General features: G+C 70.1%; 11 protein-coding genes and 1 pseudogene. All 12 read left to right on the top strand.

Going from position 1 to position 12,841, the window contains the following annotated elements:
- Window positions 1-112 precede the first annotated feature (112 nt).
- The 12 genes and pseudogenes from FY030_RS12455 (at window position 113) to nuoK (ending at window position 12,818) form a co-directional block, all read left to right on the top strand.
- Window positions 113-1,405 carry a geranylgeranyl reductase family protein gene (locus FY030_RS12455; RefSeq protein ID WP_158061781.1) on the top strand — a complete coding sequence of 431 codons (1,293 nt, stop codon included), beginning with the start codon at window positions 113-115 and terminating at the stop codon, window positions 1,403-1,405.
- Between the two features lie 91 nt (window positions 1,406-1,496).
- Window positions 1,497-1,862: an NADH-quinone oxidoreductase subunit A gene (locus FY030_RS12450; RefSeq protein WP_158062816.1), complete on the top strand. Its 366-nt coding sequence runs from the start codon at window positions 1,497-1,499 to the stop codon at window positions 1,860-1,862.
- Between the two features lie 41 nt (window positions 1,863-1,903).
- The gene (locus tag FY030_RS12445) at window positions 1,904-2,458 is read left to right on the top strand and encodes a NuoB/complex I 20 kDa subunit family protein (protein ID WP_158061780.1); all 555 of its coding nucleotides are present in this window, start codon (window positions 1,904-1,906) and stop codon (window positions 2,456-2,458) included.
- 134 nt (window positions 2,459-2,592) lie between these two features.
- The gene (locus FY030_RS12440) at window positions 2,593-3,276 is read left to right on the top strand and encodes an NADH-quinone oxidoreductase subunit C (RefSeq protein WP_238348675.1); all 684 of its coding nucleotides are present in this window, start codon (window positions 2,593-2,595) and stop codon (window positions 3,274-3,276) included.
- 68 nt (window positions 3,277-3,344) lie between these two features.
- Window positions 3,345-4,645 (top strand): annotated as a pseudogene (locus FY030_RS12435) (NADH-quinone oxidoreductase subunit D).
- 89 nt (window positions 4,646-4,734) lie between these two features.
- The gene (gene nuoE, locus FY030_RS12430; protein WP_158062815.1) at window positions 4,735-5,631 is read left to right on the top strand and encodes an NADH-quinone oxidoreductase subunit NuoE; all 897 of its coding nucleotides are present in this window, start codon (window positions 4,735-4,737) and stop codon (window positions 5,629-5,631) included.
- Window positions 5,628-6,941, top strand: coding sequence for an NADH-quinone oxidoreductase subunit NuoF (nuoF, locus tag FY030_RS12425; protein ID WP_158061778.1), 1,314 nt, complete (start codon window positions 5,628-5,630; stop codon window positions 6,939-6,941). Before nuoE ends, nuoF begins: the two co-directional genes overlap by 4 nt.
- Window positions 6,938-9,517 carry an NADH-quinone oxidoreductase subunit G gene (locus FY030_RS12420; RefSeq protein WP_158061777.1) on the top strand — a complete coding sequence of 860 codons (2,580 nt, stop codon included), beginning with the start codon at window positions 6,938-6,940 and terminating at the stop codon, window positions 9,515-9,517. The genes nuoF and FY030_RS12420 overlap by 4 nt, the downstream gene beginning before the upstream one ends.
- A complete protein-coding gene (gene nuoH, locus FY030_RS12415; protein ID WP_158061776.1) occupies window positions 9,514-10,932 on the top strand; it encodes an NADH-quinone oxidoreductase subunit NuoH in 1,419 nt (472 codons plus the stop codon). The genes FY030_RS12420 and nuoH overlap by 4 nt, the downstream gene beginning before the upstream one ends.
- Complete coding sequence (gene nuoI / locus FY030_RS12410; protein WP_192498595.1) at window positions 10,925-11,629, top strand: NADH-quinone oxidoreductase subunit NuoI; 705 nt, start codon at window positions 10,925-10,927, stop codon at window positions 11,627-11,629. The genes nuoH and nuoI overlap by 8 nt, the downstream gene beginning before the upstream one ends.
- A complete protein-coding gene (locus FY030_RS12405; protein WP_158061774.1) occupies window positions 11,626-12,519 on the top strand; it encodes an NADH-quinone oxidoreductase subunit J in 894 nt (297 codons plus the stop codon). The genes nuoI and FY030_RS12405 overlap by 4 nt, the downstream gene beginning before the upstream one ends.
- On the top strand, window positions 12,519-12,818 hold the full coding sequence (gene nuoK, locus FY030_RS12400; RefSeq protein WP_158061773.1) for an NADH-quinone oxidoreductase subunit NuoK: 300 nt from the start codon (window positions 12,519-12,521) through the stop codon (window positions 12,816-12,818). Before FY030_RS12405 ends, nuoK begins: the two co-directional genes overlap by 1 nt.
- Window positions 12,819-12,841 lie beyond the last annotated feature (23 nt).

Here is a 12,841-nt window from a genome sequence, read left to right as displayed (position 1 = left end):
GGGGGTCTGCCCTAATCTGGAGAAGGTGGGCCTATGCCGGGCCCGAGGGGCAGCGGGCCTAGACTTGCTGAGTTCGTGAAAGTTGTCACAAGCGAAGGTGTCAGTGCGCATCGTGAGTGAGCAGGTCGAGACCGCCGACGTCATCGTTGTCGGCGCAGGCCCCGGTGGTTCGGCCACTGCCGCATACCTGGCGCAGCACGGGCTGGACGTCCTGCTGCTGGAGAAGGCCACCTTCCCCCGCGACAAGATCTGCGGCGACGGCCTGACCCCGCGCGCGGTCCGCGAGCTGATCAACCTCGGGGTCCCGACCCGCCCGGAGGACGGGTGGCACCGCACCCGAGGGCTGCGCATCGTCGGCGGCGGGGTCCGGATGGAGCTGGACTGGCCAGGGAACGAGACCTTCCCGCCCTTCGGCCTGGTCCGCACCCGGATGGACCTGGACGAGACCCTGGCCCGGCACGCGGAGCGCCGGGGCGCACGGCTGCTGCAGGGGATGAACGTCTCGGGCCCGATCCTCGACCACCGCGACCACATCGTCGGTGTCACCGCCAAGGTGATGGGGCCGAACGGCCGCGCCACGGGAGCGACCCGTGAGTTCCGGGCGCGTGTCGTGGTCGCTGCGGACGGCAACTCCAGCAGGCTCTCGCTGGCGATGGACCGGCCCAAGCGGGACGACCGGCCGATGGGTGTGGCGGTGCGCAGCTACTTCAGCACCCCCCGCCACGACGACGGGTATCTGGAGTCCTGGCTGGAGCTGTGGACGCAGGACGAGGCCGGCGCCCGCCACCTCATGCCCGGCTACGGCTGGATCTTCCCGCTCGGCGACGGGACCGCCAACGTCGGGCTGGGCATCCTCGACACCTTCAAGGACTTCGGCAACTTCGACTCGCGCGAGGTCATGCGCCGCTGGGTGGCCGAGATGCCGGAGGACTGGGGCTTTTCCGAAGAGACCCGGCTGGCGCCGATCCGCGGGGCTGCCCTGCCGATGTGCTTCAACCGCCAGCCTCTCTACGACCGCGGTCTGCTGCTCGTGGGCGACGCCGGCGGCATGGTCAACCCGTTCAACGGCGAGGGCATCGCCGAGGCGATGGAGGCTGGCCGCTACGGCGCCGAGATCATCGCCTCCGCCCTGGCCCGCGCCACGCCGGGGGAGACCGAGGCCGTGCTGCGCTCCTATCCCAAGGTGATGAAGGACGCGCTCGGCGGCTACTTCATGCTCGGCAAGCAGTTCGCCACCCTGATCGGCCACCCCGAGGTGATGCGTCTGGCGGTCCGCTACGGCCTGCCCCGCAAGGCCCTGATGCGGCTGCTGATCAAGATCATGGCCAACCTGCCGCAGGAGCGCGGCGGCCGGCTGGATGACCGCGTGATCAACGCGCTGAGCCGGATGACCCCTGCGGCATGAACGGCCAGCCTGAGCCTAGGATGGTCGTGCGCCCGACCCTGAAACTGGTGTTCCCCACGCCGAGCACGTCCCGAAAGGAGTCCTGGCAATGATGGACTACCACCCCTATGTGCCGGTCCTCTTCTTCCTGGCCTTCGGCCTGCTCTTCGCCTTCGGCTCGGTCTTCGGCGGAGGCCTGCTGGGCAGGGTCAGCTACAACCGGGCCAAGGCCGAGGCCTACGAGTGCGGTATCCAGCCCACGCCCCAGGCACACCAGGGCGGCCGGGTGCCGGTCAAGTTCTACCTGACCGCGATGCTGTTCATCGTCTTCGACGTAGAGGTGCTCTTCCTCTACCCCTTCGCGGTGGCCTTCGAGCAGGTGGGGCTGTTCTCGGTGCTGGCGATGCTGCTGTTCCTCGTCGTCGTGTCCGTCCCGTTCGTCTACGAGTGGAGCAGGGGGGGCCTGGAATGGGACTGACCCTGCAGACCACCGACCGCTTGCTGAAAGAGGTGTGACCCATGGGTCTTGAGGACAAGATTCCCGGTGGCTTCATGTTGTCCACCGTCGAAGGGCTGGCCGGTCACCTGCGCCAGCACTCCGTGTGGCCGGCGACCTTCGGGCTGGCCTGCTGCGCCATCGAGATGATGGCGGTCGGCACGCCCGACTACGACATCGCCCGGTTCGGTATGGAGCGCTTCGCAGCCACCCCCCGCCAGGCCGACCTGATGATCGTGGCCGGCCGGGTGTCGCAGAAGATGGCCCCGGTCGTGCGGCAGGTCTACGACCAGATGCCGAACCCCAAGTGGGTCATCGCGATGGGGGTGTGCGCCAGCTCCGGCGGGATGTTCAACAACTACGCGATCGTCCAGGGCGTGGACCACATCGTCCCGGTGGATGTCTATCTACCCGGCTGCCCCCCGCGCCCGGAGATGCTGCTGAACGCGGTCCTGGAGCTGCACAAGCAGATCCGCGAGTTCAAGTTCGGAGTCCACCGCGAGCAGGCCGCCCGCGCCGCCGAGGCCGCAGCGCTACGGGCCACGCCGACGCACGAGATGAAGGGGTTGCTGGCGTGACGAGCACCGGACCGGAGACCCCCGACAAGGCCCCACCCGCGCACGAGACCACGCGCGACCCCGTCGCCCAGCCTCCTCGCACCGAGGAGCAGCTCGTCAGCACCACGGACGCACAGGGGTCCGGTGGCGGCGCGGTGGCGGCCCGGCGGGGCACGCCGGGCGAGCCCGTGCAGGTGGCACGACGGAAGGGTTTGTTTGGCAGCTCCGTGGGCAACGACACCTCGGGGTACGGCCACCTGGAGGTGCCGATCCTGTTCCCGGGGGAGGCCGAGCGACCCTACGGCTCCTACTTCGACGAGGTGGTCGACGCGCTCGAGACCGCAGCGCCGGAGGCGTTCGCGGCGGGAGTGGAGCGGGTCGTCGTCGACCGCGGGGAGCTGACCCTGCACGTGCGCCGCGAGCAGCTGGTGGCCCTCGTCAAGCCGCTGCGGGACGACGCGCGGCTGCGCTTCGAGATGTGCTCGGGGGTCTCCGGTGTGCACTGGCCCGAGCAGGAGGGCGCCGAGTTGCACGCCGTCTACCACTTCCTGTCCATCACCCATGGCGCACGTCGCGTCCGGTTCGAGGTCACCTGCCCCGACGCCGACCCGCGCATCCCGTCCATCGTGCACGTCTACCCGGCCGTCGACTGGCACGAGCGGGAGACCTGGGACATGTTCGGGATCATCTTTGAGGGCCACCCCGGCCTGACCCGCATCCTGATGCCGGACGACTGGCCGGGTCACCCCCAGCGCAAGGACTACCCGCTCGGCGGTATCCCGGTCGAGTACAAGGGCGCCACCATCCCGGCGCCCGATGAGCGGAGGAGCTACTCGTGACCACCACCGACCACGGCGCGTCCCAGAGCTTCGGGCACGCGGACCCCGAGCCCGGCGGTGCCCAGACGGTGGACGGCGACGCCGTCTTCACGGCCGGAGGAGGCGACTGGGACGACATCGCCCGCGACGCCGCCAACCTGGGCGCCGAGCGCATCGTCGTCAACATGGGTCCGCAGCACCCCTCTACCCACGGCGTACTGCGCCTGGTGCTGGAGCTGGACGGCGAGGCGGTGACGGAGGCCCGAGCCGGCATCGGCTTCCTGCACACCGGCATCGAGAAGAACATGGAGTACCGCACCTGGGTCCAGGGCACCACCTTCTGCACCCGGATGGACTACCTGATGCCGGTCTTCAACGAGACCGCCTACTGTCTGGCGATCGAGAAGCTGCTCGGCATCACCGACCAGATCCCGCAGCGGGCCAACGACATCCGGGTGCTGGTCATGGAGCTTTACCGCGTGGCCTCCCACTTGATCGCCCTGGCGACCGGGGGATGGAGCTGGGCGCCACCACCATCATGACGGTGGGCTTCCGGGAGCGCGAGCGCATCCTGCGGTTCATGGAGGCTGTCACCGGGCTGCGGATGAACCACGCCTACGTGCGGCCCGGCGGGGTGGCCCAGGACGTGCTGTCCGAGCACCTGGACGCGCTGGAGGATGAGCTGCCGGACCTGCGCAGGGGCGTGCACGAGCTGGAGCTGCTGCTGCTGGAGAACCCCATCTATAAGGGCCGCACCGTCAATGTTGGCTACCTGTCGCTGGCCAACTGCATGGCGCTCGGCGTCACCGGGCCGATCCTGCGCTCGACCGGTCTGCCGCACGACCTGCGCAAGGTCGACCCCTACTGCGGTTATGAGACCTACGACTTCGACGTCATCACCCGCCCCGACCACGACGCCTACAGCCGGACCGTGATTCGTCTGGACGAGATCTGGCAGTCGCTGCGGATCGTGGGCCAGGCCATCGAGCGGCTGCGGGCCAGCGAAGGAGCGCCGGTGATGGTCGCCGACCGCAAGATCGCCTGGCCGGCCCAGCTCTCGGTCGGTGCCGACGGCCAGGGCAACAGCCTGGACCACATCCGGGAGATCATGGGCGAGTCGATGGAGAGCCTGATCCACCACTTCAAGCTGGTCACCGAGGGTTTCCGCGTCCCGCCGGGGCAGGCCTACGCCGCGGTGGAGTCGCCCAAGGGCGAGCTGGGTGTGCACGCCGTCTCCGATGGCGGCACCCGGCCCTATCGCGCCCACTTCCGTGACCCGAGCTTTAACAACCTGCAGGCGGCCTCGGCGTTGTCCGAGGGCGGTCTCGTCGCCGACGTGATCGTCGCGGTCGCCTCGATCGACCCGGTGATGGGAGGGGTAGACCGATGAGCATCGCACCAGGTGGTGAGAGCCAGGACGTGGCCAGGGCCGCAGCGGACGCGGGCGCGGGCCGGGCGGCGAGGAGCACGCACGAGTCGATGTTCGCCCCCTCGCCGCTGCACCCGCAGGCCCCGCTGCGCGCCTCGGACGAGCCGTACCCGCCCGACGTGCTGGAGCGGATGTCGGCCGACGCGGCCAAGGTCATCTCCCGCTACCCGCAGCAGCGCTCCGCCCTGCTGCCGCTGCTGCACCTGGTCCAGTCGGTGGACGGCTACATCACCGGTCGTGGGGTGCACTTCTGCGCCGAGCAGCTGGGGCTGACGACCGCCGAGGTCAGCGGTGTCGCCACCTTCTACACCCAGTACAAGCGCCACCCCAACGGTGACTACACGGTCGGCGTCTGCACCAACACCCTCTGCGCGATCATGGGCGGGGACCAGCTCTTCGAGGAGCTCAGCGAGTACCTCGGGATCGGTCACGACGAGACCACCGAGGACGGCAAGATCACCCTCGAGCGGGTCGAGTGCAACGCCGCCTGCGACTTCGCGCCAGTGGTGATGGTCAACTGGGAGTTCTTCGACAACCAGACGCCCGAGTCCGCCAGGCAGGTCGTGGACCGGCTGCGCGCTGGCGAGCCTGTCGCGCCCACCCGCGGCCCCTCCCGGGTGGGCACCTTCAAGGAGGTCTCCCGGGTGCTGGCCGGCTTCACCGACGGCCGCGCCGACGAGGGCGTTGGCGCCGGCCCCGCCTCGCTCCAGGGCACCCTGCTGGCCCAGAAGATGGGCTGGAGCGCCCCGGGCGGAACCGATGGCGACGCTGTGCCCGACGCACAGCAGACCCAGGCCACCCCGGCCGGGCAGGAAGGTGGCCTGGACCGTGGCCGCCCGAGCTCGGCCGACACCCCGAGCAACCGGCCCGACGAGCAGCCTGGCGGCGGCGGTCCCGCCGGCGACGCTCGCCCCGTCGGTGAGAACACGAAGGAGGAGGAGCGGTGAGCACACGACTGACGCCGGTCCTGTCCAAGTTCTGGGACGACCCGCAGTCCTGGACCCTGGCCACCTATGAGGCCAACGAGGGCTACCAAGGCCTGCGCGCCGCGCTGGGCAAGGATCCGGCCGCGCTGGTGGACATGGCCAAGGGATCGGGTCTGCGTGGCCGCGGCGGCGCGGGCTTCCCCACCGGGATGAAGTGGGGCTTCCTGCCCCCGCCGGACGGCGGACCCCGCTACCTGGTGGTCAACGCCGACGAGTCCGAGCCGGGCACCTGCAAGGACATCCCGCTGCTGATGGCTGCCCCCCAGTTCCTCATCGAGGGCATGATCATCACCAGCTATGCCATCGGCTGCCACCACGCCTTCATCTACCTACGCGGGGAGACCGTGCACGTCTACCGCCGCCTGCTGCGCGCGGTGGAGGAGGCCAGGGCCGCGGGCTACCTGGGCCAGAACATCCTGGGTTCAGGCTTCGACCTGGAGATCACCGTGCACGCCGGCGCCGGTGCCTACATCTGCGGGGAGGAGACAGCACTGCTGGACTCGCTGGAGGGGCGCCGCGGCCAGCCGCGGCTCAAGCCGCCGTTCCCCGCCGTCGCCGGCCTCTACGCCCGGCCGACGGTCGTCAACAACGTGGAGTCGATCGCCTCGATCCCGCCGATCCTGCTGCACGGCGCCGACTGGTTCGCCGACATGGGCACGGAGAAGTCCACGGGCTTTGGCCTGTTCAGTCTCTCCGGTCACGTCACCCGACCCGGTCAGTATGAGGCGCCGCTGGGGATCACCCTGCGCGAGCTGCTCGACATGGCCGGCGGGATGCGGGGCGGGCGCAAGCTGAAGTTCTGGACCCCCGGCGGTTCATCGACGCCGATCTTCACCGACGCCCACCTGGACGTGCCGCTCGACTTTGAGTCGGTCGCCGCCGAGGGCTCGATGCTGGGCACCCGGGCGCTGCAGATCTTCGACGAGACCACCTCGGTGGTGCGCGCCGTCTCTCGGTGGACCGACTTCTACGCCCACGAGTCCTGCGGCAAATGCACCCCCTGCCGCGAGGGCACCTACTGGCTCAAGCAGGTGATGAACCGGCTGGAGCAGGGCATGGGCCAGCCGGGCGACATCGAGAAGCTCCTCGACATCTGCGACAACATCCTCGGCCGCGCGTTCTGCGCCCTCGGTGACGGCGCCACCAGCCCCATCACCTCGGCCATCCAGTACTTCCGCGAAGAGTTCGAGCAGGGGATGCACACCCCCTGGCACGAGCTTTTCCCGCCCGAGCGGAGCACCCTGTTCGCGAAGGAGAGCCAGCCCGCATGACCGTCAACACCTCGCCGGCCGCTGGCGGCAACTCCGTCACCGACGGCGGCGACGCGCGCATCCCGGCCCCCGAGCCCGAGGTCAAGCTGATCGAGCTGACCATCGACAACATCCCGGTCCAGGTGCCCGAGGGCACCCTGGTGATCCGGGCCGCCGAGCAGGTCGGCATCCACATCCCCCGGTTCTGCGACCACCCGCTGCTGGACCCGGTCGGCGCCTGCCGTCAGTGCCTGGTCGACGTGGCGATGCCGGACCGCGAGGGCAACGTCAAGCCGATGCCCAAGCCGCAGGCCTCCTGCACCATGACGGTCAGCCCCGGCATGGTCGTCAAAACCCAGCACACCTCCCCGGTCGCCGACAAGGCGCAGACCGGTGTCATGGAGCTGCTGCTGATCAACCACCCGCTCGATTGCCCGGTCTGCGACAAGGGCGGAGAGTGCCCGCTGCAGAACCAGGCCATGTCCGACGGGCGGCCCACCTCCCGGTTCACCGACGTCAAGCGCACCTTCCCCAAGCCGGTCAACATCTCCTCCCAGGTGCTGCTGGACCGGGAGCGCTGCGTGCTGTGCGCCAGGTGCACCCGGTTCTCCGACGAGATCGCCGGTGACCCGTTCATCGCGCTCGCCGAGCGGGGTGCCCTGCAGCAGGTGGCCATCTATGAGGAGAAGCCGTTCGAGTCCTACTTCTCCGGCAACACCGTCCAGATCTGCCCGGTCGGGGCGCTGACCGGGGCGGCCTACCGCTTCCGGTCCCGGCCCTTTGACCTGATCTCCACCCAGAGCGTGTGCGAGCACTGCGCCTCCGGCTGCGCGATCCGAACCGACCACCGTCGCGGCGTCGTGCTGCGGCGGATGGCGCTGGACGATCCCCAGGTCAACGAGGAGTGGAACTGCGACAAGGGCCGGTGGGCCTTCGCCTACGCGGCCCTGCCGGACCGCCTGCGCGACCCGGTCGTGCGGGGGGCGGACGGGCAGTATGCCGTCACCTCCTGGGGTGAGGCCTACCGCGCCGCCGCGCGGGGCCTGGCGCAGGCTCAGGGCCGGGTGGGTGTGCTCCCCGGTGGCCGCGTCAGCGTCGAGGACGCCTACGCCTACGCCAAGTTCGCCCGGGTCGCCCTGGGCACCAACGACGTCGATGCGCGGGCCCGCCCGCACAGCGCGGAGGAGGCCGACTTCCTCGCCGCCCACGTCGCGGGCGTGCACGACGTCACCTACACCTCTGTGGAGCAGGCCGGTTCGGTCCTGCTCGTCGGGCTCGAGCCCCAGGAGGAGAGCCCGATCGTCTTCCTGCGCCTGCGCAAGGCGATGCGTAAGAAGGGGCTGAAGGTCTACTCGGTCGCCCCGTTCGCCACCTCTGGCCTGCGCAAGCTCGGCGGCACGCTGCTCGCGTCCGCGCCGGGCACCGAGGCCGAGGTGCTGCAGGCGCTGGCCGAGCACCGGGCCAGCGGGGCGGCCCGCCCGGTCGACGGCACCACCGAGCCGGTGGACACGGACGACTACCACGCAGCGTCCGACTCCCTGACCGACACCTCGGTGATCCTGGTCGGCGAGCGCCTGGCAGGGGTGCCCGGTGCGCTGTCCGCGGCCGCCGCGCTCGCCCGGCAGACCGGAGCCGCCGTGGCCTGGGTGCCCCGTCGCGCCGGGGAACGCGGCGCGGTCGAGGTCGGTGCGCTGCCGGGGCTGCTGCCCGGCGGCCGCCTGGTGACCGACGACACCGGTCGGGCCGCTGTCGCCGGCCGCTGGGGTCTGGACGCGTCCGACCTGCCGGTCGGCAGTGGCCGGGACACCACCGCGATCCTGCGAGCCGCCGCGGACGGCGAGCTCGCCGCGCTGGTCGTCGGGGGCGTCGAGATCGACGACCTGCCCGACCCGCAGCTGGCCCGCCGGGCCCTGACCCGCGCCTTCGTCGTCTCCCTGGAGGTCCGAGAGAGCGAGGTGCACGAGTTCGCCGACGTGATCCTGCCGGTCGCCCCGCAGCAGGAGAAGGCCGGCTCCTACGCCACCTGGGAGGGTCGCCTGCGGCCCTTTGAGCAGGCCATCGACTCCACGGCGGTCTCCGACCACGTCGTCCTGCACCGGCTCGCCGACGCCATGGGCGTGCGGCTGGGCACCGAGGCGCTGGGTGTGGTGCAGCGTGAGCTCACCGGCCTGGAGCAGCACAGCGGCTCTCGCGCCCTGTCCCCGCAGGTCTCGCCGGCCGGCCCCGCCGCCCCGGCAGAGGGTGAGGCGGTCCTGGCTACCTGGCACCACCTGCTGGACGCCGGTCGGCTGCAGGACGGCGAGCCGTTCCTCGCTGGCACCGCGCCGCGGCCGGTGGCCCGCATCTCCGCCGGCACCGCCGGGCTGCTGGGCGTGGCCGACGACGACCTGCTGACCGTCTCCACCGCCCGCGGCGCGATCACCCTGCCGGTGGTCATCACCCCGATGCACGACGGCGTCGTGTGGGTCCCCACCAACTCGCGTGGCTCCGCCGTCCGCCCGACCCTCGGTGTCGACGCGGGCGCGGTCGTGCAGATCTCCCCGGCGAGCACACAGGCGAGCCCCGACCACTCCGACACCCCGCGAGGTGAGGTATGAGCGCCAGCCTGGCCTTGGCCTACCCCGAGCTCGGCATGCTGGCCACCGGCCTGAGCGTGCACGCCACGAGCGACCTGCCGGTGGCCGACTTCAGCGACACCCCGATGTGGCTGTCGCTGGTCAAGGCCTTCTTCCTGTTCGTCTACGTGATGATCTCGGTCGTCCTGGTCATCTGGGCCGAGCGCCGCCTCATCGGCCGGATGCAGCAGCGCCCGGGCCCCAACCGGCTCGGCCCGCTCGGCATCCTGCAGACCACCGCCGACGGCATCAAGCTCTTCCTCAAGGAGGACGTCACCCCCAAGGGCGCCGACAAGCTGATGTTCTTCGTGGCACCGCTGACGGTGGCCACGCTGGCGTTCGTCTCCTTCGCGATCATCCCGCTGGGCGGCGAGGTGCGGATGTTCGGCCACACCACGCCGCTGCAGCTGACCGACACCCCGGTCGCGGTGCTCCTGGTGCTGGCCGTCGCCGGCGTCGGTGCCTACGGCTTCGTGCTCGCCGGGTGGGCCTCGGGATCGACCTACCCGTTGTTGGGTGGGCTGCGCTCGACGGCCCAGGTGATCTCCTACGAGATCGCGATGGGCCTGTCCCTGGTGGCGGTCTTCCTCTTCTCCGGGTCCATGTCGACCAGCCAGATCGTGGCCGCCCAGCAGCAGACCGGGTGGCTCGGGATCCCGCTGTGGTATGTCGTGCCGCTGTTCGTCAGCTTCGTGGTCTACGTCATCACCATGGTGGGGGAGACCAACCGGTTGCCCTTCGACCTGGCCGAGGGCGAGGGTGAGCTCGGTGGTGGCTTCCACACCGAGTACTCCTCGATGAAGTTCGGCATGTTCTTCCTCGGTGAGTACATCAACATGTTCACGGTCTCCGCCCTGGCGACCACCTTGTTCCTGGGCGGCTGGCACGCACCGTGGCCGCTGAACGGGACCTTCCTCGACGAAGGCTGGTGGGGCCTGCTGTGGTTCACCGTGAAGATGTGGAGCTTCATCTTCTTCTACATCTGGCTGCGGGGCTCGCTGCCGCGCGTGCGCTACGACCAGTTCATGGCGCTGGGCTGGAAGGTCCTGATCCCCATCTCGCTGGTCTGGGTCATCGCGGTCATGCTGATCCGCAGCGCCCAGGAGGGTTTCTTCGGCGAGGGCCGGTTCGTCCTGGTCTTCACCATGGTCGGCATCGGTTTGGTTGTGATCGGCGCGATCTTCTTCTGGGAGGCAGCCTCGCGCCGCAAGGCCGAGGAACGGGAGGAACGCCTGGCCGTCCCCGAGGAGGTCGACCCCTTCGCCGACGGCTACCCCGTGCCCCCGTTGCCCGGACAGCGACTGGTGGAGCGGCCGACCGCCCTGGACAAGGCACCCCCGGTGAGCGCAACTCCCAGCTCGACCACCACCGACCCTGCGGAGGACAGCCGTGGCTGACCAGACCGACCCGACAGCAGCCGGACACCCGAGCCGGCGCGAGCCCGCCCAGGCTCCGGCCCGGAGCGAGGCCGACCCGTCCGGGGGCAAGCCCGAGCCGGGGTTCCTGTCCCAGCTCTTCGCCCCGGTCGCCGGGTTCGGGGTGACCTTCGCGACGATGTTCCGCAAGGTGCGCACCCAGGAGTACCCCGAGGTGGTGCGGCCCACGCAAAAGCGGTACCACGGCCGGCATCAGCTCAACCGGCACCCGGACGGGCTGGAGAAGTGCGTGGGCTGCGAGCTGTGCGCCTGGGCCTGCCCCGCCGACGCGATCTACGTCGAGGGCGCGGACAACACCGACGAGGCCCGGTTCAGCCCCGGTGAGCGCTATGGCCGCGTCTACCAGATCAACTACCTGCGCTGCATCTTCTGCGGCCTGTGCATCGAGGCCTGCCCGACGCGGGCGCTGACGATGACCAACGAGTACGAGATGGCCGACGCCGAGCGCGAGCCGCTGATCTATGAGAAGCACCAGCTGCTGGCGCCGTTGGGCTCGGAGATGCTGGCCCCGCCGTTCCCGTACGCGGAGGGCAAGACCGAGCGCGACTACTACCGCGGCCAGGTCACCGGTCCGACCCAGCGCCAGAAGGACCACGTCGCCCAGCGTGACGCCGAGGCCAGCAGCATCCCGACCGAGCACGAGGAGGTCCCCCGATGACCCCGGTCGAAGGGGCGGAGACGATCAGCGGCATGGAGGTCGGCGTCTTCTGGCTCTTGTCCGCCGTGGCGGTTGCCGGTGGCATGGGGCTGCTGTTCGCCCGCAAGGCGGTGCATGCCGCGGTGTCCATGGCCCTGGTCATGGTCACCCTCGGCATCATCTACATCGTCCAGAGCGCCGAGTTCGTCGGGATCATCCAGATCTTCGTCTACTCCGGCGCGGTGATGATGCTCTTCCTCTTCGTCGTGATGATGATCGGCGTCGACGCCTCTGACTCCATGGTCGAGACCATCCGGGGCCACCGCGGCTGGGCCTTCGCCGTCGGCCTGGTCTTCCTCGGCTTCGCGGTCTACGGGCTGTCTCGGGTCAGCTGGCAGGCTCCGGTCGGCCTGGAGCAGGCGCAGGCGGAGGGCAGCGTGACCGCGCTGGCGCGCGAGATCTTCGAGCGGCAGGTGCTGCCTTTCGAGGCGCTGGGCACCTTGCTCGTCATCGCGGTGATGGGCGCCATGGTGCTCGCGCACGGCGACCGGCTCGTGCCCAAGATGACCCAGCGCCAGGCCGCGCAGGACAAGTTGCGTTCGGGCCGTTGGCTGGCCGGCAAGCCCAACCCGGGTGTCTACGCCCGGCACAACGCGGCCGACACTCCGGCCCTGGCGCCGGACGGCACCCCGGTCGAGGAGTCCGTGCCGCGCGCAATCGTGGCCCGCGGCCAGGTCAGCAACCCCAGTGCCTACCGGCTGCCGCAGACGGCGGCCACCTCGGCGGGCGAGCCGGCCGGCGACCTGGACGCCGACGACATGCCGAGCGGGACCGTGGCCTCCCAGGAGGTCGGGCACGGGCCGGACCAGGCGTCCGGAGAGCCGGTCGACACGCAGGAGGATGAGCGCTGATGGGTCTGGAGGCCTACGTCTACCTCTCGGTGGTCCTGTTCGCGATCGGCGCCCTGACGGTGCTGACCCGCCGCAACACGATCATCGTCTTCATGGGCATCGAGCTCATGCTCAACGCCTGCAACCTGGCGCTGATCACCTTCGCCCGCATCCACGGCAACCTCGACGCGCAGGTCTACGCCCTGTTTGTCATGGTCGTGGCCGCCGCGGAGGTCGTCGTCGGCCTGGGGATCATCATGTCCATCTTCCGTTCGCGTCGCTCGGCCTCGGTCGATGACGCCAACCTGCTGAAGCTCTAAGGGAGGCAGCGAGTGACTCCGTT

Origin of the sequence: Ornithinimicrobium pratense (assembly GCF_008843165.1) — a bacterium.
Taxonomy (GTDB): domain Bacteria; phylum Actinomycetota; class Actinomycetes; order Actinomycetales; family Dermatophilaceae; genus Ornithinicoccus; species Ornithinicoccus pratensis.
The sequence above is the reverse complement of the archived record's forward strand: the minus strand, read 5'-3'. Positions and strand labels throughout refer to the sequence as shown.

Bases quoted from the DNA above. Each gene is read 5' to 3' on its own strand.
- nuoK (WP_158061773.1), top strand. From the start codon at position 12,519: ATGGGTCTGGAGGCCTACGTCTACCTCTCGGTGGTCCTGTTCGCGATC.
- FY030_RS12445 (WP_158061780.1), top strand. From the start codon at position 1,904: ATGGGTCTTGAGGACAAGATTCCCGGTGGCTTCATGTTGTCCACCGTC.
- FY030_RS12405 (WP_158061774.1), top strand. From the start codon at position 11,626: ATGACCCCGGTCGAAGGGGCGGAGACGATCAGCGGCATGGAGGTCGGC.
- FY030_RS12450 (WP_158062816.1), top strand. From the start codon at position 1,497: ATGGACTACCACCCCTATGTGCCGGTCCTCTTCTTCCTGGCCTTCGGC.
- FY030_RS12420 (WP_158061777.1), top strand. From the start codon at position 6,938: ATGACCGTCAACACCTCGCCGGCCGCTGGCGGCAACTCCGTCACCGAC.
- nuoE (WP_158062815.1), top strand. From the start codon at position 4,735: ATGTTCGCCCCCTCGCCGCTGCACCCGCAGGCCCCGCTGCGCGCCTCG.
- nuoH (WP_158061776.1), top strand. From the start codon at position 9,514: ATGAGCGCCAGCCTGGCCTTGGCCTACCCCGAGCTCGGCATGCTGGCC.